The organism is Maritalea mobilis, from assembly GCF_004363175.1.
GTDB classification, from domain to species: Bacteria; Pseudomonadota; Alphaproteobacteria; order Rhizobiales; family Devosiaceae; genus Maritalea; species Maritalea mobilis.
The window spans coordinates 56,891-73,920 of sequence record NZ_SNYR01000001.1 but is presented as its reverse complement, the minus strand read 5'-3'; the positions used below and the strand labels follow the sequence as shown (position 1 = coordinate 73,920).

Genomic DNA, 17,030 nt, shown 5'->3' with positions numbered 1-17,030 from the left:
ATTATTCAAAGTTGACTAATTGAATTTAAATATGTAACTTTTTGCATGAATTGCGAGGAGAGGAGATGAATCATGAGAATGGATTCGCGTAATTTAGGACACAAAGGTCGTGCCTTTGCGTCTACATTTGGAACGATTGCTCTTGCGGCGGCTGCGTCCCTGCCCGCCAGCTTGATGGCCAGCAGCGCATTGGCGCAAGACAATGTGGCGATCAGCGCTGAAGAGTGCGAGCGCAACCAATCTGTAGGCACTATTACCTATGTATCCGGCTATGGTTATTCAGCCAGCGCTGGCCAGCTGGATGTGTTTTTGGCGAAAGAATTTGGCTTTTTTGATGCGCTTTGCCTTGATGTTGAAATCAATGCAGGCGGTGCAAATGGCCAATTATTGGTGGCATCTGGCCAAGCCCAGTTCACCGCACTTGGCTCCGCCTCAGATGTGATGTTGGCGGCTGCAAATAGCCGGAATTTGAAAGCCGTTGCCACTTATGGCAACAACTCGCCCTTTTCGATTTTTGCGAATGAGAAAATCAAATCTTTGAAAGATTTGGAAGGCGGCACGCTTGGCTATTTCATCAATATTACGCCAATCGCAAAAGCCATGTTGGACGCTGCTGGCGTTGATATGTCAAAAGTCAGCCTGATCAAAATGACCAATTATGACCCCACTGTTGTGCCACGCGGCCAAGTGGATGCCATTGTTGGTTACGCGTCAAACCAGCCTGAGAAACTGCGTTCGCTCGGCATGCCATTCAATGAGTTCCGCCCAGAAGATTATGGCCTGCAAGGCACCTATAATGTGATGGAAGTCAACTCGCAGTTCTTGGAAGAAAACCGTGAAGTTGCGGCTGATTTCATGCGGGCTTCACTGCGTGCATTGGAATATTGTTTGGCGAACGAACAAGATTGTGTTGAGCAAATCAGCGCACTTGCTGCGGCAAACAACCAAGGGTCAGCCTTCCCTGCTGATCAGCAAGCCCGCACTTGGGCTGTTGAATCCTCTTGGGTGCGCAACAGCAATAAAGCACCAGGCGCCCACTCCCCAGCCGATTGGGAAAATGAGCACGCCATGGTCGCCAAATATGGCGAACTTGCTGAACTCCCAGCCATTGACGAAATGATGGACGCGGACCTTGTGGCCAACCTGTATAAGGACGGCCAGCTTCAGTGGCCACGCTAATCGGTGATGTTGATGCAAGATGTTAGCAGCCAGCCAGCATCATCACTTCCTAAGGATGATGATGTTGGCGTGATGGTGAGAAATGTGTCTAAAGGGTTTGGCCCTGAAGGCGCAAAAATCACGGTTCTTGATGATGTCAGCTTTGATATCAAAAAGGGCGAATTTGTTTCAGTTATCGGACCAAGTGGGTGTGGCAAATCAACATTGTTGAAACTTGTGGCAGGGCTTTCCAAGGCCGATGCCGGTCAAGTTGAGATCAATGGCAGCCCCGTTAAGGCGGCAGCTGAAGCCAAATCAATTGGCTTGGTGCCGCAATCCCCGGCATTGTTGCCTTGGCGCACGGTGCTGGACAATGTGCGCTTACCGCTCTTGATCAACAAAGGTGCCAATAAGGGTCGCGATTTGCGCGACCCGGAAGCCTTGTTGCGCTCGTTTGGGCTGGGCAATGCCATGCACAAATTTCCCGGTCAATTGTCTGGCGGGATGCAGCAACGTGTTGCGATTGCGCGCGCCTTTGTTTTTGACCCCGCTGTTATGCTGATGGACGAACCGTTTTCAGCACTTGATGAGATGAACCGCGATCAACAGCGCATGGGCTTACTCGAATTTTGGCAGTCCAACCGGAAGTCGGTGATGTTTGTCACCCACTCGGTGCCAGAAGCAATCATGTTGTCCGATCGGATTATTTTGATGGCGGCGCATCCCGGACGCATTGCTGAAATTATTCCAGTTGACCTGCCCCGGCCACGTCAGGAAGCCGCTTATGCAACGGACGCGTTCCGCGATTTGGAAGGCTATGTGCGTAATAGTTTGAAAAAAGTGATGAGGGAAGCTCATGGCTAATACAACACCGACAGATACAAAATTGGATGGGTCAGCTCTGCGGCCGTTGCGAGACTATAAGTTGGTGGCCATGGCGCTCTCGTCCCTCCCCACCATTGTCACCTTCATTGCGGTTGCCGTGTTGTGGCAGCTTGTGGCCTATTCCAATCCTTATGTGATCCCCACATTGGATGCGATCGGCAACAGCCTGATGAGTTCGCCGCAAATGTATTGGGCAAACCTTCTGGTCACCGCGCAAGAAATTGCCATTGGCGCGAGTATGGGCATATTTGCCGGATTTATCCTCGCCGTCATTATGTGCGAATTTCCTCTGATTGAACGCGCCGTTATGCCGCTTATGGTGGTGATTATGGTCACGCCGGTTGTGGCGATTGCCCCTGCTCTGGTGGTGGCGTTCGGCTTTGGCATGTTGCCCAAATATATTGTGACGGGTTTGGTTGTCTTTTTCCCAATGCTGGTGAACTCGCTTGCAGGGTTAAAAGAAGCTGATCCACGCGCATTGGACGTGTTGCGCACGCTTCACGCCAGCCGTTGGGAGATCTTCCGTGATCTGCGCTTCCCTGTCTCCATGCCGTTCTTCTTTGCCGGTTTGCGCATTGCCCTTCCCCTTTCAGTGGTGGGTGCAGCTGTGGCGGAATTTGTGGCTGCGGGTCAGCAAGCGGGCCTTGGCTCCCTGCTCACCATTGCCGCGGCGCAGGCCAATTTGCCGGTGATCTGGGCATCTATCGCACTGCTTTGCCTTTTGGGCATCGTGTTGATCGCGGCCCTCGCCATAATCCGCAAGCGGGTTCTGTGGTGGAGCGACGAGAATGCTGTTGGGCGCTAGGACGAATGTTCCTTTTGCGCCCACCGTCCCTAATAATGAAAGAGTTTTAAGATGAAACAACTCCGTTTTGGTGTGTTTGAGAACGCACAGGCTAACGATTCCGGCACCGCCACATGGCGCCATAAAGGCAATAAACGCGATCATTTTGATCGGCTAGAATATTGGCAGGAAGTCGCTCGCATTTGCGAAGAAGGTGGACTTGACTTTCTGTTCCTAGCGGACGCATGGGGGTGGTCTGAAGTGAATGGTGAGCGGCCAGATATCTGCTCAACTGAATCTTTGGATCTACCGCGTATGGACCCGTTTATTGTCGCTGCCGCGCTGATCAGCCAAACCAAAAATCTTGGGTTGGTGGTAACGGGGTCAACGCTTCTGGAACAGCCCTATTCGTTCGCCCGGCGCATGGCGAGCTTGGACCATTTCTCCGAGGGCCGTTTGGGCTGGAATGTGGTGACAACTGGCACAGCTGAAACCGCAGTCAAAGCCTTCGGTGTGCCAATGGTCGCCCATGATGATCGCTATGACATGGCCGATGAATTTATGGAACTCTCCTATAAATTGTTTGAAGGTTCTTGGGAGCCAGATGCAATTGAGCGCAATAAGGATGGCCATTTCGCCAATCCTGAAAAAGTGCACCGCGTCAAGCATAAGGGCACACACTTCAATTCTGATGGCTATGCCAACACGTCCTATTCGCCGCAGGGCACGCCTGTTCTGTTCCAAGCTGGTTCCTCCCCACGGGGTCGCCAATTTGGCGGCACCCACGGGGAATGTATTTTCCTTGGTGGTGGCACGGCAGAAAAATTGGCTGAACAGGTCAAGTCCATCCGCGATGAGGCTGTAAAAGCTGGGCGTGATGCTAATTCCATCAAATTGATGAGCGCCTTTTCATGTGTGATTGGCGACACCAAGGAAGAAGCCGAACGCAAATATAAAGAGGTTTTGGATGCACAAAACCCAGAAGTTGCTGTCGCGTCTTATGCCATGTTCACGGGGCTAGACCTGTCGTCTTACGCACCAGAAACAAAAATGAGCTCGTTGCACACCGAACTGTCGCAAACGCAGATTGCACGTTTTGGCGATAAAACCGTCGCTGATGTATTGGCAGATTGGCATGCCCATGGCGTAAAACCAGCACCATTGGTTGGCACTGCCGAAGAAATTGCGGATCATATTTGCGAGCTGGCCGACGCCACCGATCTAGATGGCTTCTTGCTGACCCCGGTCACGCAGCCCGGTTCAACTTTGGATTTCGCGACCAAAGTGTTGCCGATCTTGCGTGAACGTGGCTATGCGCGTGAAGGTTATCCTGAAGCAACATTGCGCGAGCGTTTGGTGGGCACGTCCACACCACAATTGCGCGATGATCACCCGGGCGCGAGCTATCGCGCTAGCGCGAAGGGCTAGTCCATCATGGGTGCTTTGGGAAAAGTCTGTGTTGTGGGCAGCATCAATCTGGACCTTATGGTGCAGGTTGATCATGCCCCCGCGCCGGGCGAGACCATTATGGGGCAAATGCTGGGCAAAATGCCCGGTGGCAAGGGCTTCAACCAAGCCGTTGCCGCCCACCGCTGCGGCGCTTCCACCCAATTTGTGGGGCAAGTTGGTGCCGACAACGAGGCGCAGCATCTGCGCAAGGTCTGTGCGCAAATCGGCCTAAGTGACCGTTATCTGCGTACCAACCCGCAAGCACCCACTGGCACGGCCTATATTTCCTGCCAATCCGGCGGCGAAAACTCCATCATTGTGGTTCCTGGCGCCAATGAACAGTTGGACCTAACCCAACTGCCACATGCCCTCAGCAATGCTGATTTAATGATGGTGCAAATGGAAATTGGCCCTCAGGCAGCAAAAACCGCCATGGCCATTAGCCAGCATCTTGGTGTGCTGACTTTGCTGAATGCAGCCCCGTCCCGCGATGTTGGCCCCGAGCATTTGGCATTGGCTGATATTTTGGTGGTAAATGAAACCGAGGCAGAGGATTTGGGCGGCTTTGATGCCTTGCGGCAAGCCGGCCCTTCCCTCATCGTGATGACGCTGGGGGCCAATGGTGTAATGTGGGCAGAACAGGATGCTCCGGCGCAGACTGCCTCTGCATTCCCCATAAATGTCGTTGATACAACAGGTTCTGGCGATGCCTTTTGTGGGGCCTTTGCTGCGGCTCTAGCCTCAGGTCATTCAATTGAAGATGCGATTGGCCATGCGTCAGCTGCAGGGGCACTCACCGCCATGGCGATGGGCGCACAAACCGACAACTTGTCGCTAGAGAAAATTCACGCGATGATCAGCAAATCACCGCAAACGAAACAGGTGATCTTATGACTAAGATTGCCGTCAAATCGTTACGGCTGATGTCGTCCGCGCTTGCTGGGTTCTTCACCAGCAAAACTATATTCGCCATCATGCAGCCGCTGAAGAAGCGTCTCGGTCCACTCTTTCTCGCCTTTCAAGCGCGTGGTGGACAGCTCAAAAATTTCGCGCACATAGAGCGGCGTGGTTTCCGATTGCGCCACATCTTCAACATGATAGCCATTGGCTTTCACACGCGCGTCGATTTCGCGCACGCGATGTTCAAGCACCTCGATGACTTCCTGTCGGCTCAAAGCGAACATGAACGAGGTCAGCACCATGCCGGATTTCGTGTCGAACGCATCCACGGTCCAAATGACTTTCCGCAGCAAGCGAATAAATTCGACATTGCCCTCGGGCGTCATTTTGTAAACCGTGCGCTCGGGGCGCTTGCCCTGAGTCTCGATGCAATGCTCTTCAACATAGCCATCTTTTTTGAGCGACGACAGCGCATTGTAAATGGAACCGGGGTTGACGTTGGCCCATTCGTCAACGTGCCAAGTGATCAGTTCCTGGCGCAGAAAATATCCATGCACAGGCTGAAATTGATGAACGGCGCCAAGCACCATGAGGCGTGTAAGGTTCGACATAAGCTTATGTTTACGTGATCATTTTTGAACATTCAAGATAGAATAGTTCAAACGAAATAAGACCAAATTTAGTTTAGGGGCCACCAAACGGTCCGGGAGAATTTAATGTCAGCACAAACTCAAATAGCAAATGCAATTTCGCCCAGCGAATTGCGCCGCGCCTTTTCCGTTTTCCCCACCGGTGTCGTTGCCGTTTGTGCGCTGATTGAGGGCAAGCCCGTTGGTTTTGCGGTCAACTCATTCAATTCGGTGTCGCTCGATCCGCCACTTGTATCGATCTGTGTGGGCAATGGCTCCTCCACTTGGCCCCTTTTGGCAAAGGCAGAGCGGTTGGGCCTAACAGTGTTGGGCGCGCAGCACAGCGAACTCTGCCGCAAATTAGCGTCGCGCACGGCTGATCGCTTTGATGGGGCTGAATGGACTGAAAAAGACAATGGTGCAGTGTTGATCAATGGGGGGGCCTTGTGGCTCGAATGCAGCCAAAGCGCAGCTGTGACTGCTGGTGATCACGAAATCATCATTCTCGATGTACACGATGCAGAGCTGTTTCCCGCAAAGGCACCTTTGGTGTTTCATCAAAGCCAATTCCGCGAATTGATGGACGACGCATGATTTCCGCCGCTCCTGCCCTATCATTGCAAGAGATCATCTTATCCGGCCATGTGGTTTCCGGCCACGGCCGCGGGCAAGTGCTGGGCTTTCCCACGGCCAACATTTCTGTTGCCGCAGATGCCCCCACCCCACCGGATGGTGTTTATGCCTGTTTAGTGACAATTGAAGACGAGCATCAAATTTATCATGCTACAATGAGCATTGGCGACAATCCCACATTTGATGATGTGAAAGAACGGCGCTTCGAAGCCTATATTCACGATTTTGATCGTGATCTTTATGATTTCGCCATCCAAGTGAGTTTTGTGGCGCTTTTGCGCGAGATGGTGGTGTTTCCATCAGTCGACGCCCTTAAAGAACAAACCATGCGCGATGTTGAACGGTCGCGCCAAATATTGGCTGAATATACTCAGCGCTAAGGAAGGAAATCATGAAATTTTTTGTCGATACAGCCGAAGTTGCTGACATTAAAGAACTCAATGAATCTGGCCTTTTGGATGGTGTGACCACCAATCCAAGCCTTATTGCTAAATCTGGCCGTGACTTTATTGAAGTGGTGAAAGAAATCTGCGACCTGATTGAAGGTCCAGTTTCTGCTGAAGTGGCTGCCACAGATTATGATGGCATGGTGAAAGAAGGCGATTACCTCGCCTCACTGGCTGACAATGTGGTGATCAAATTGCCTTTGACCATGGAAGGCCTGAAAGCCTGCCGCTATTTCACCAATAAAGGCGTGAAAACCAACGTCACCTTGTGCTTCTCCGTGAACCAAGCGCTGTTGGCCGCCAAAGCTGGCGCAACTTATGTGTCACCATTTATTGGTCGCCTAGACGACATCAATCTTGATGGCATGCAGCTGATTGAAGATATCCGCACCGTTTATGACAATTACGGCTTTGAAACCGAAATTCTTGCGGCCTCTATCCGCTCTGCCAACCATGTGAGCGACAGCGCGCTGGCGGGTGCTGATGTGGCGACAATTCCACCAGCGGTGATCCGCAAATTGGCTGAACATCCATTGACCGACAAGGGCTTGGACGCGTTCGTCAAAGACTGGAAATCAACAGGACAATCAATCCTTTAGCTTTCTAACGCGCGATCCGGCCTCCGGTCAGCGGTTTTGGCGCACCCGTTGTTTTTGGGAAACTGATCGGCAGTCCGCGCAATGTGCGGGCTGCAAGATGAGCAAAACATTCTGCTTCTACCGCATCACCGCGCCAGCCATGATCTTCCGCCCGATCGATGGTACAGCCCGTACGCACTTCCAGTGCTTTCATAATGGCAGGGTTTTTGCGGCCACCGCCACAAACGATCAATCTTTCAGGTCTTGCTGGCAGCAAATCCAGTGCTTTGCCCACCGCACCCGCTGTGAACGCCGCCAAAGTTGCCGCCCCATCTGCGTTGCTTAACCCGTCTGCCATTTCCGGGCCGAAATCAAAGCGGTCGAGCGATTTAGGATAGGCTGCCGCCAAGTATTGATGGGTCAAAAGCGATGCAAGCCGCTCTTCGTCCACTGTGCCAGACAGGGCCAGCTTTCCATCCTCGTCCATTTTGCCCAAGCCACGCGCCTTCATAAAATCATTCGTGGGGGCGTTGGCTGGCCCGGTGTCAAAGGCAATCAGATCGCCGGCGGCAGACATCCATGAAATATTGGCCACTCCACCCAGATTGAGCACCGCACTTTCTGCACCCGTATTTATGCGTTTCAGCAAAGCCGCGTGATAGATCGCCGATAGTGGCGCGCCCTGCCCGCCTTCGGCCATATCCGCGCTGCGGAAATCATAGACAACTGGCACACCCAATCGCTCATGCATCCGTTGGCCATCCCCAAGCTGGCGGGTTTGTCCGATCCTTTCTGGCTGCGGGGCGCGGTGCAAAACGGTCTGTCCGTGAAAACCCACAGCACCGATATCAGACATTTTCAAGCCCGCTTGCGCCACCAGTGCCTTCACCGCGTCTGACTGTGCGTCAGTCAGCGCGGCTTCGGCTTCAGCAAAGATTTTTGGGTCTTCGTCAGCAAACTGCCATTCGCGCGCCTCTGCCAAGGCTTGCACCAGCATTTCATTGATATGTTCGGGATAAGGCATCAGCTCATAGGGGCCGAACTCAACAATTTCCTCGCCGTCTGTGCGCAGCAAAGCCACATCGATAAAGCCGTCCAAAACCGTTCCGGTCATCAGGCCAACAGACCAAATTGCACTCATCATGTTTCCCCTTAAGATTGCACGACTAGATCGCCCACAGCGCGGCGCAGTTCAGCGATACCGCTATCGAAATGTCGCGTTGGGTGAATACGGTTGGTCAGCAAGGTCCACCCGATTTTCCGGTCAAAATCCACCCACACACCCGTTCCTGTAAACCCGGTATGGCCAATTGTTCCATCGCTGCAATTATCGCCGCCGGGCCATCCGTCATGGCGATGTTCAAAACCGTGGCTGCGCTTCTCACTCAATTTGGTGCGCATCAGCTCTACTTTTGGGCTGTCTGCGTTTTCCAGCAGATCAGATGCAAAATTTAGCACCGCGTCCGCCGTGCCAAACAAGCCTGCATGCCCTGCCCCTTGCAACGCATAGCAATTATCATCATGCACTTCGCCGCATATGATTTTCGAGCGCCATGTGCAATCCTCTGTTGCCGCGCTCACATGTTTAGGCGCGCTGAACGCGAACCCCTCTGGCGGTACCATCTCGCGCAATTTGCAGCCTTCAATACGCTCCAAAGCAAAGCCGAGCAGGATGAAATTGATGTCAGAATAGACCGGAGGCCCTTTGCGCCATTCACGTTGCAGGATAAAGGCCCGCAGCAGTTCCGGATCGCGGCCATAGGTGTAGATCGGCTCGACCGCTGGAAATGGCGTTTGGTGTCCCAAACATTCGCGGAACGTCACCTTACGCTCCCATGCATCGGCATTGTATTGCCGCAAATCCGGTAACACGCTGATCAAGGGCGCATCCAAATCAATCTGCCCCTCAAGGGCATAATCTAGAATGCGCGAGGTCGTGAAAATCACCTTGGTAAGTGACGCGAGATCGAACCAGGTGTCTTTTTCCATAGGTCGCTGGTTCGGCACCGTCTGCGCGTTCCCGGCATTTAAAATGGCGCGTGCGCCATCTGCGGTCACAATACCCAGAACGCCGCCGGGGATTTTGCCAGTATCTATTGCGGCTTGAACGGGTTCAAACGCCCGTTCAGCGATGGATTCAACATCACTTATTGCGGAAAGAGATGACATGCCACAGCTCCCTGTGCTTGCGCCTTCAACTCAGGACGGGTTTGTTTGCAAACATCCATCACCTTGGGACATCTTGTGTTGAAGGCGCAGCCCGATGGCGGATTTGCCGGATCAGGCACTTCCCCCGCCAAAACGGTACGCGCCCGCTTCTCGCCAACGCGAGGAATGGCAGACAAAAGCGACTGCGTATAAGGGTGCTGCGGGTTTTGCATCACCTCTTCGGTTTCGCCCATTTCCACAATCCGCCCGAGATACATAATCGCGATCCGGTCGCTCACATGGCGAATGACAGATAAATCATGACTGATAAACAGAATGGAGATGTTGAGCTGTTTTTGCAGCTTGGCGATCAAATTGATGATCTGGCTTTGGATCGACACGTCCAATGCCGACACTGCTTCGTCAGCAACAATCAGCTTGGGATCAAGCGCCAGCGCGCGGGCAATGGCAATCCGTTGCCGCTGGCCGCCGGAAAATTCGTGCGGATGCCGATCAATGGCATTTTGTGGCAAGCCCACCAAATCCAGCAATTCGCGCACTTTCTCCTGCCGCTGCTGTTTTGTGCCAATGCCATGCACCTCCAACGGTTCTCCAATCACCTTGCCCACTTTATGGCGCGGGTTGAGCGATCCGAACGGATCCTGAAAGATAATCTGCAAATCGCGCCGCATCGGCTTGAGAGCCGATTTTTTCAGCGGCACAATGTCTTGCCCTTCAAACAGCAACTGGCCGCCGCTGGGTTCAATCAGCCGCAGCAATGAGCGTCCCAATGTCGATTTACCACAACCGGATTCCCCCACGACGCCAACCACTTCGCCCGCGGTAATGTCCAGTGACACATCTGACAAGGCCTGCACTTTCGCGCCATTTTTGCCGTGATAGATTTTCGAAAGATTTTTGATTTCAAGCAAAGTCATTAGGCCGCATTCCAACAACGTAAACGATGGTGATCATCCCCGGTTAACTCGGGCATTTCCTCTGTGCAGATGTCCAGACAAGCAGAACAACGCGGATGGAAAGCACATCCGCTTGGCCGCGCACCGGGTGGCGGCACCGTCCCGGGAATAGCCGGAAGCTCCACCCCGGGCGGGTTCGCCGCCGGAATTGTACGCAACAACGCCTCAGTGTAGCGATGGCGCGGATTGGCAAACAGCTCTTCTGCTGGCGCCTCCTCCACCACGCGTCCGCCATACATCACCGCGACGCGACCACAATATTGAGACACCACGCCCAAATCGTGGGTGATCAACAGCACAGCCATCCCCATTTCACGCCGCAAATCTTCGATCAGTTCGAGAATTTGCGCCTGCACTGTAACATCCAGCGCGGTGGTAGGTTCATCGGCGATCAGCAGTTTCGGGTCACACGCCAAGGCGATGGCAATCATTGCGCGCTGTCGTTGCCCGCCAGACATTTCATGTGGATATTTTTGCGCCGCTTTTTCCGGGGCTGGAATACCAACCCTTTCGAGCAGTTCAACCGCACGTCGCGCTGCTTCCGCCTTATCACTGGTCTTATGAAGCAATACCACTTCGGCGATTTGATCACCGATGGTGAAAACCGGGTTTAGCGAGGTCATCGGCTCTTGGAAAATCATCGCGATTTGATTGCCGCGCAGCCGTTCTAATTCAGCGTTAGACATGGCCAAAATATCCTGACCGTCATAGTGAATTGCGCCCTGTCTGATGCGCATAGGTGGCTCTGCCAAGAGGCGCATGATAGAAAGCGCAGTTACTGACTTCCCGCAGCCGGACTCGCCCACTAATCCTAGCATTTCGCCCGGTTTAATCGATAAAGAAACGCCTTCGATAACGGGATTCGACCCAACATCAATCCACAAATCATCGATTGTGAGTAGTGGCGATTGGGTCATAGTTCCTCCCGTTGAAAATGGTCACGATTGATGACCAATTTTGAATGGGTATAGCTCAAAAGAAAAGCAGCTTTCTTTCGATTATAGACCCACTTGCATAGCAAAGAATAATACCATAACGTCGAAATTGTCCAGAGTGGTTCTATAGTGGATATATCGCGGCATGGCTGAGAGATGAACCATGAAATCGGACATATGCTTGCGCTGAAACGCAAGTCTTAGATTTAGGAGGAACCATGTCTATTCAAAAATTCGGGATTGCATTATTTGCATCCAGCATGCTCGCCACAGGCGCATCTGCGGCCAGTTTAAATGTGGCAATTGATTCATCGCCTGCGGGCCTTGATCCGCATTTGATCACTGCGTTCAACTCTGTTGTAGTTGTACAGGGCAATATTTATGAAGGCCTGACCGACATCAATGCTGACCTTGATGTTGTGCCAGATTTGGCCAAATCATGGGACGTTTCTGAGGACGGCCTTTCGTACACATTCAAATTGCATGATGGCGTAACCTTCCATGATGGCTCAACCATGGATGCCAATGATGTGGCGGCCTCTATCCGCCGGGTACAGGCAGAAGCTACAGGCTCACCTTTGGCCAGCCGCGTTTCGCCGATCACCGGCATTGAAGTTGTTGATGCAACCACTGTTAAGCTGACATTGGACGCACCATTTGCGCCAATTCTATCTGCACTCGCTGGCATCGCCATCGTGCCGGAAGAGTTGGAAAACGACATTGAGAAGCTTCAGCAAACACCAATCGGCACTGGCCCTTTCAAGTTCGACGAATGGCAGCCCAATGGCTATATCGCCCTGACCAAATTTGACGGTTATCGCGAAGATGGCTTGCCGAAATTGGATGGTGTGCGGGTGAACTTTGTGCCAGAAGCGGCAACCCGCCAAGTTGGCCTCACCAGCGGCGATTATGACATTTTGCCAGGCATTGACCCGGCAACTGCATTGCAATTGCATGCGCAGCCTAACGTCTCCGTTTTTGATACACGGGACGTGGCCTACACACTGCTGGGCATGAATGTGACCCGTGGTCCTTTGGCGGAGCCTAAAGTGCGTCGTGCGATCAATATGCTGCTGAACCGGCAGGAAATCATTGATGGCGCTTTGTTTGGCGCGGGTGTGCCAGGCGGCCCGCTTTCCCCTGCTCTCAGCTCATGGGCGCTCGATACGTCTGAGTTCGATTGCTACACGCCAGATGTTGATGGCGCAAAAGCATTGCTGGAAGAAGCTGGCGTAGATATGCCAATCAAGCTCTCCATTCTTGTGTTGCCACGGCAAGATGCCCGCGACATCTCGCAGGTCATCCAACAACAGCTGGCTGCTGGCGGCATTGAAGTGGAGTTGGTGAACAAGGAAATTGGTGAGTTTGTGCAAGATTGGCGCAATTCAGATTTCGACATGTTCGTTTCTGCCAATGGCGGCAATCCAGACCCCGACCAATATTTCTACCGCACCTTCTATTCAGGTGGTTCAACCAACGTGTTCCAATATGACAATCCTGAGCTGAATGATCTGTTGGACAAAGGCCGCAGCGAGACAGACCAAGCTGCACGTAAAGAAATTTACGATGACGTACAGCGCATGCTTGCTTGTGAAGGTCCAGTTGCGCACCTTGCCTATGGCAATTTGTTCACTGCGGTAAACAACAAGGTTGAAGGCTTTGAAATTTACCCAACGGGCCGTTTGACCAGCTTGGTCAACGCCACAATGAAATAACCAATAAGCAAGCGCGGCGTCATTTTGTGATGCCGCGCTTTTACTTTGGGTCATAAGATGCGCACTTCTTCTCGATTTATTGTTGGCAGATTGATTGATCTTGCCGTTGTTCTTTTCGGTGTGTCGATCATCGTCTTTATGATGATCCGGCTGATCCCCGGCGACGCCGTGGCGATCATGTTGGGCGCAAACACTGAAATTACACCGGAGCGGATCGCCGAATTGGAAGCCCGTATTGGGTTGGATAAGCCCATATATGTGCAATATTTCGATTGGATTTGGGGCGCGGTTCGCGGAGATTTCGGCACCTCGATCTGGACGGGTCGTCCGGTTATGTCCGAAATCAGCGCCAATCTGTGGCCTACTCTAGAACTCACTTTTCTTTCCGTGCTGTTTGGCGCTGGTCTTTCCATCCCCATCGGCTGTTTTATGGCCGAAGCGCGTGGCAAAGGAGCGGAAGTCGCTGTGCGCATCGGCGCGATTGCTGGCCTCACCATTCCGTCTTTCTGGCTTGGCATTGTTTCAATTTTCATGGTGTCAAAGCTGCTCCCCGGCGTGTCGGCGCTTGGCTATGTGCCCTTTAGCGAAGATCCATTGGGCAATTTGCAGCGCATGATTTTGCCCGTGATCGCCCTCGGCTTGCCCATGCTGGCAAATTTATCCCGTCTTGTCCGCTCCGCAATGTTGGATGCGCTTAGCCAGGATTACATTCGCACCGCGCGCGCCAAAGGCGTGCCGCAACGGGGCCTTGTTTATAAACATGCGTTGCGCAATGCGCTGATCCCCTTCATCACCAGCGTCGGCGTGGCCACGGGCTATTTGCTGGGCGGTGCCATTGTGGTTGAGCAAGTGTTCGCTATCCCTGGCTTGGGCCGCTTGGTGCTTGGGGCCATTGCAGAACGAAATTACCCGCTGGTACAGGCATCCATTCTAGTGATGACCGCCTCCTTCGTGATGGTGAATTTCTTTGTCGACCTGCTTTACGCATATATTGATCCGCGGGTGTCCCAATGAGACAGTTTATCAAACAAAATAAGCTACTTAGCTTTGCTATTGGGTTTGTGGCGTTGCAGATCGGGCTGGCGCTTTTCGCTCCCATTCTAGGCTTTCAAGACCCCTATCAGCAGGTCATGATCCAGCGGATGAAAGCGCCAAATGCTGTCAATTTTCTGGGCACAGACCAACTAGGCCGCGATGTGCTGGCGCGTATTGTTTATGGCTACCGCACGTCATTGGTGACATGCCTCACTGCGGTGGGCTTGGCTTTGTTGGTCGGCGGCATGTTGGGCATGCTCGCCGCTTATTATCGCGGCTGGTTTGATCGCATTGTGATGCGATTGATGGATATTCTTTTTGCCTTCCCCATCCTGCTGCTTGCCATCGGTGTTATCGCTGTGATCGGGCCAAGCACATGGGGCGCTGCCATTGCGATTGCCATTGTCTACACGCCTATTTTCGCACGGCTGTTGCGCGGCCCTTCCCTTGTGATTGTTGAAAGCGAATATGTGATGGGGGCGAAAGCCATCGGCGCATCAGACCTGCGGATTATCTTTTCGCACCTGCTGCCCAACCTCTCATCTGTGATTTTGGTGCAGGCCAGCCTGTTGCTTTCTGCCGCTATCTTGGTGGAGGCCTCCCTGTCCTTCCTCGGCCTCGGCGCACAGCCGCCTATACCTTCTTTGGGTTTGATGTTATCCGAAGGCCGCAATTTTTTATTGCTATCGCCATGGCCTGCTATATTTGCTGGCTTTGCTATTTTGTTTTTGTCGTTTGGCTTCAACCTTTTGGGCGACGCCCTGCGCGACACGTTAGACCCGCGTCTACGCTCTGATAATTAGGAATGTTTCAGTGACCGGAAAATCCGATAAAAGCCAACAACAGCCTGACGGGGAAACTGTTTCTGCTTTGTCGGGAAATCCCGTCATGGAAGAAATTTTGCTGAAACTTCAGCATAGTCAAAAGCGCAACGAGACCTTTTATCGCCAGCTGGCAGGCGTTTTGCGCGAGCTTATTGAGCGCGGCGCGTTGCGCGGTGGTGAAGCTTTGCCATCCGAGCGTGAGTTGGTCAAAGCCACTGGTTTTTCCCGCATCACTGTACGCAAAGCCATTGAAAGCCTTTTGAATGACGGATTGATTTCCAAGCGCCATGGGGCTGGCACTTTTGTGAAGCCCCAGATTGATCAGCCGCTGTCTATCCTTTTGGGCTTCACCGCAGACATGCAGCGACGTGGGCAGCAATCCAGCTCCATTCTTTTAGACAAATCAGTTGGCTTGCCGACCGCCAATGAAGCGCTGAAACTTGGCATTTCGCCCAGCGAACAAGTTGTTCGCCTCTCGCGTGTACGTCTTGCGGAAGGCGAGCCACTGGGCATTGAAAATGCCACCGTGCCGCTTTATGCCGCCCCGCCTGAAACTATTGAGGCTTCGCTCTATGAGGCGCTTCGGCAGAGTGGCAATATGCCCGTTCGCGCGGTGCAGCGCATGCATGCGGCCATCGCCAATGAAGAGGAATCCCGTCTGCTCGGCATAGAAATTGGCTCACCAATTTTCCACACCGAGCGCCACTCCTTCCTCGCCAATGGCCGCCCAATTGAAGTCACCATGTCCGCCTATCGCGGCGACCGGTACGATTTTATCGCAGAGCTAAATATCGAGCACTAATCATCCGCCACTTCGGTTTCAAACTCTGACGGCAGGGTTATTTCCAGCAACTCGCAATCGTCAGAACAATTGCGATAGGCCGCCTTCATAAACGGCGGCACCACAAACGCATCGCCTGCCACCAAATCATAAGGCTCCTCGCCATCCACCATCAGGGTCATGCTGCCCTCCTTGACGAAGGTGAATAAAATATCGGTGTTGTGGCTGGTGCGCGGTGCCACTTCGCCTTTGATCGGCCGCGCAACTTGCACGCCCGCAACACCTTTGGTGGCCGTGCCGATACCCGTATCCCGCGCTTCAAACCCGGGAATGCGCCACGGCTTCCAAGTAGCTTCGGCCACTTTGTCATAAATAAATTTAGTACCCTGCCATTCACGGTCCGGGTCGCCTTTGCCATTGGGCAAGGTCATCTCATGATCAATGGTGGTCACATGGTCGGCAGGCACGCCGATCTCCACCACTTCAACATTGTCCGAGGCTTCCATAACACGATGCCGGATTTCTGGCGGTTGGATCACGCAGTCGCCTGCTGTCAGACGAATTTTGTCACCCTGATCCTCATAAAGCACGTCGACCCAACCGCGATAGCAAAAGATCAACTGAAACCCAACCGTATGATAGTGCACCATATCCGGCACAGGGCCACCATCCGGAATGCGGATGTGGGAGGCAATGATAGAGCCGCCCAGCCGATCCGGAATCAAATCGCGATAACGCATCCCGGCGCGGCCGATCACCCAGCTGTCGCTATCCTTCAAGCGGCGCACCAAAAAGCTATGTTGCGTTTCAGGCTGCACCAAGGGTGGGTTGGCATCGATAATTTCGATATGGGTGCCGTTCGGTGCGGTTAGCCTAGTTTCGCCTGCCGCAAACTTGTCAGGATCATCACAATTCAAGCGCAAACTATGCACCGTGCTGGTCGCATCGCGATCTAGCCGGATAGAGACGCCATGGCCAGAGATCACCGCAACGCTTGGATCATCTGCCGGAAAAATCTTATCCAGCCGAAAACCCAACCGCTTCAAGAAAAATGGCAAATCCTTTTTCAAATCCGGCGTCGACAGCACGATTTCCGCACCCTTCACCAAATCCGGCTTGGTTTGCAATTCTGCATTTTGTGGATCCATGACCA

At 52.9% G+C, this 17,030-nt stretch carries 18 protein-coding genes; 12 read left to right on the top strand and 6 right to left on the bottom strand.

Annotated elements, in window-relative coordinates:
• Positions 1–72: 72 nt before the first annotated feature.
• Genes ATL17_RS00335 through ATL17_RS00315 form a run of 5 tightly spaced genes read left to right on the top strand, consistent with a single transcriptional unit; the run spans position 73 to position 5,170 of the window.
• Complete coding sequence (locus ATL17_RS00335; RefSeq protein WP_133570800.1) at positions 73–1,179, top strand: ABC transporter substrate-binding protein; 1,107 nt, start codon at positions 73–75, stop codon at positions 1,177–1,179.
• Between the two features lie 12 nt (positions 1,180–1,191).
• Positions 1,192–2,022 (top strand): ABC transporter ATP-binding protein, encoded by an 831-nt coding sequence (locus ATL17_RS00330; protein WP_133570799.1) that lies wholly within the window; start codon positions 1,192–1,194, stop codon positions 2,020–2,022.
• The gene (locus ATL17_RS00325; protein WP_133570798.1) at positions 2,015–2,848 is read left to right on the top strand and encodes an ABC transporter permease; all 834 of its coding nucleotides are present in this window, start codon (positions 2,015–2,017) and stop codon (positions 2,846–2,848) included. The genes ATL17_RS00330 and ATL17_RS00325 overlap by 8 nt, the downstream gene beginning before the upstream one ends.
• Before the next feature lie 51 nt (positions 2,849–2,899).
• Positions 2,900–4,255, top strand: a complete 1,356-nt coding sequence (locus ATL17_RS00320; RefSeq protein WP_133570797.1) for an NtaA/DmoA family FMN-dependent monooxygenase — start codon at positions 2,900–2,902, stop codon at positions 4,253–4,255.
• A 6-nt stretch (positions 4,256–4,261) separates the two neighbouring features.
• The gene (locus ATL17_RS00315; RefSeq protein ID WP_133570796.1) at positions 4,262–5,170 is read left to right on the top strand and encodes a ribokinase; all 909 of its coding nucleotides are present in this window, start codon (positions 4,262–4,264) and stop codon (positions 5,168–5,170) included.
• Positions 5,171–5,190: 20 nt separating this feature from the next.
• On the opposite strand, the gene ATL17_RS00310 is transcribed toward ATL17_RS00315, so the two are convergent.
• Entirely contained in the window at positions 5,191–5,787 is a 597-nt protein-coding gene (locus ATL17_RS00310; RefSeq protein ID WP_133570795.1) for a PadR family transcriptional regulator, read from the bottom strand.
• A 105-nt stretch (positions 5,788–5,892) separates the two neighbouring features.
• On the opposite strand from ATL17_RS00310, the gene ATL17_RS00305 reads away from it, so the two are divergent.
• Genes ATL17_RS00305 through fsa form a run of 3 tightly spaced genes read left to right on the top strand, consistent with a single transcriptional unit; the run spans position 5,893 to position 7,483 of the window.
• Positions 5,893–6,399, top strand: a complete 507-nt coding sequence (locus ATL17_RS00305; protein ID WP_133570794.1) for a flavin reductase family protein — start codon at positions 5,893–5,895, stop codon at positions 6,397–6,399.
• Entirely contained in the window at positions 6,396–6,818 is a 423-nt protein-coding gene (locus ATL17_RS00300; RefSeq protein WP_133570793.1) for a riboflavin kinase, read from the top strand. The genes ATL17_RS00305 and ATL17_RS00300 overlap by 4 nt, the downstream gene beginning before the upstream one ends.
• 11 nt (positions 6,819–6,829) lie before the next feature.
• The gene (gene fsa / locus ATL17_RS00295; protein ID WP_133570792.1) at positions 6,830–7,483 is read left to right on the top strand and encodes a fructose-6-phosphate aldolase; all 654 of its coding nucleotides are present in this window, start codon (positions 6,830–6,832) and stop codon (positions 7,481–7,483) included.
• Positions 7,484–7,487: 4 nt separating this feature from the next.
• On the opposite strand, the gene ATL17_RS00290 is transcribed toward fsa, so the two are convergent.
• The 4 genes from ATL17_RS00290 to ATL17_RS00275 are packed head-to-tail and all read right to left on the bottom strand — an operon-like array spanning position 7,488 to position 11,504.
• Complete coding sequence (locus ATL17_RS00290) at positions 7,488–8,603, bottom strand: anhydro-N-acetylmuramic acid kinase (protein WP_133572147.1); 1,116 nt, start codon at positions 8,601–8,603, stop codon at positions 7,488–7,490.
• An 11-nt stretch (positions 8,604–8,614) separates the two neighbouring features.
• Entirely contained in the window at positions 8,615–9,631 is a 1,017-nt protein-coding gene (locus tag ATL17_RS00285) for a serine hydrolase domain-containing protein (protein ID WP_133570791.1), read from the bottom strand.
• The gene (locus ATL17_RS00280) at positions 9,610–10,548 is read right to left on the bottom strand and encodes an ABC transporter ATP-binding protein (RefSeq protein ID WP_133570790.1); all 939 of its coding nucleotides are present in this window, start codon (positions 10,546–10,548) and stop codon (positions 9,610–9,612) included. The genes ATL17_RS00285 and ATL17_RS00280 overlap by 22 nt, the downstream gene beginning before the upstream one ends.
• Positions 10,548–11,504: an ABC transporter ATP-binding protein gene (locus ATL17_RS00275; RefSeq protein WP_133570789.1), complete on the bottom strand. Its 957-nt coding sequence runs from the start codon at positions 11,502–11,504 to the stop codon at positions 10,548–10,550. Before ATL17_RS00275 ends, ATL17_RS00280 begins: the two co-directional genes overlap by 1 nt.
• A 236-nt stretch (positions 11,505–11,740) precedes the next feature.
• On the opposite strand from ATL17_RS00275, the gene ATL17_RS00270 reads away from it, so the two are divergent.
• From ATL17_RS00270 to ATL17_RS00255, 4 genes are read left to right on the top strand one after another with little or no spacing between them, the layout of a single operon-like run.
• Positions 11,741–13,237, top strand: a complete 1,497-nt coding sequence (locus ATL17_RS00270) for an ABC transporter substrate-binding protein (protein ID WP_133570788.1) — start codon at positions 11,741–11,743, stop codon at positions 13,235–13,237.
• 57 nt (positions 13,238–13,294) lie between these two features.
• Entirely contained in the window at positions 13,295–14,251 is a 957-nt protein-coding gene (locus tag ATL17_RS00265) for an ABC transporter permease (RefSeq protein ID WP_133570787.1), read from the top strand.
• On the top strand, positions 14,248–15,075 hold the full coding sequence (locus tag ATL17_RS00260) for an ABC transporter permease (RefSeq protein WP_133570786.1): 828 nt from the start codon (positions 14,248–14,250) through the stop codon (positions 15,073–15,075). The genes ATL17_RS00265 and ATL17_RS00260 overlap by 4 nt, the downstream gene beginning before the upstream one ends.
• Before the next feature lie 10 nt (positions 15,076–15,085).
• On the top strand, positions 15,086–15,898 hold the full coding sequence (locus ATL17_RS00255; protein ID WP_133570785.1) for a GntR family transcriptional regulator: 813 nt from the start codon (positions 15,086–15,088) through the stop codon (positions 15,896–15,898).
• Here the strand turns inward: ATL17_RS00255 and ATL17_RS00250 are convergent.
• Positions 15,895–17,025 carry a cupin domain-containing protein gene (locus ATL17_RS00250; protein WP_208111091.1) on the bottom strand — a complete coding sequence of 377 codons (1,131 nt, stop codon included), beginning with the start codon at positions 17,023–17,025 and terminating at the stop codon, positions 15,895–15,897. The genes ATL17_RS00255 and ATL17_RS00250 overlap by 4 nt on opposite strands.
• Positions 17,026–17,030 lie beyond the last annotated feature (5 nt).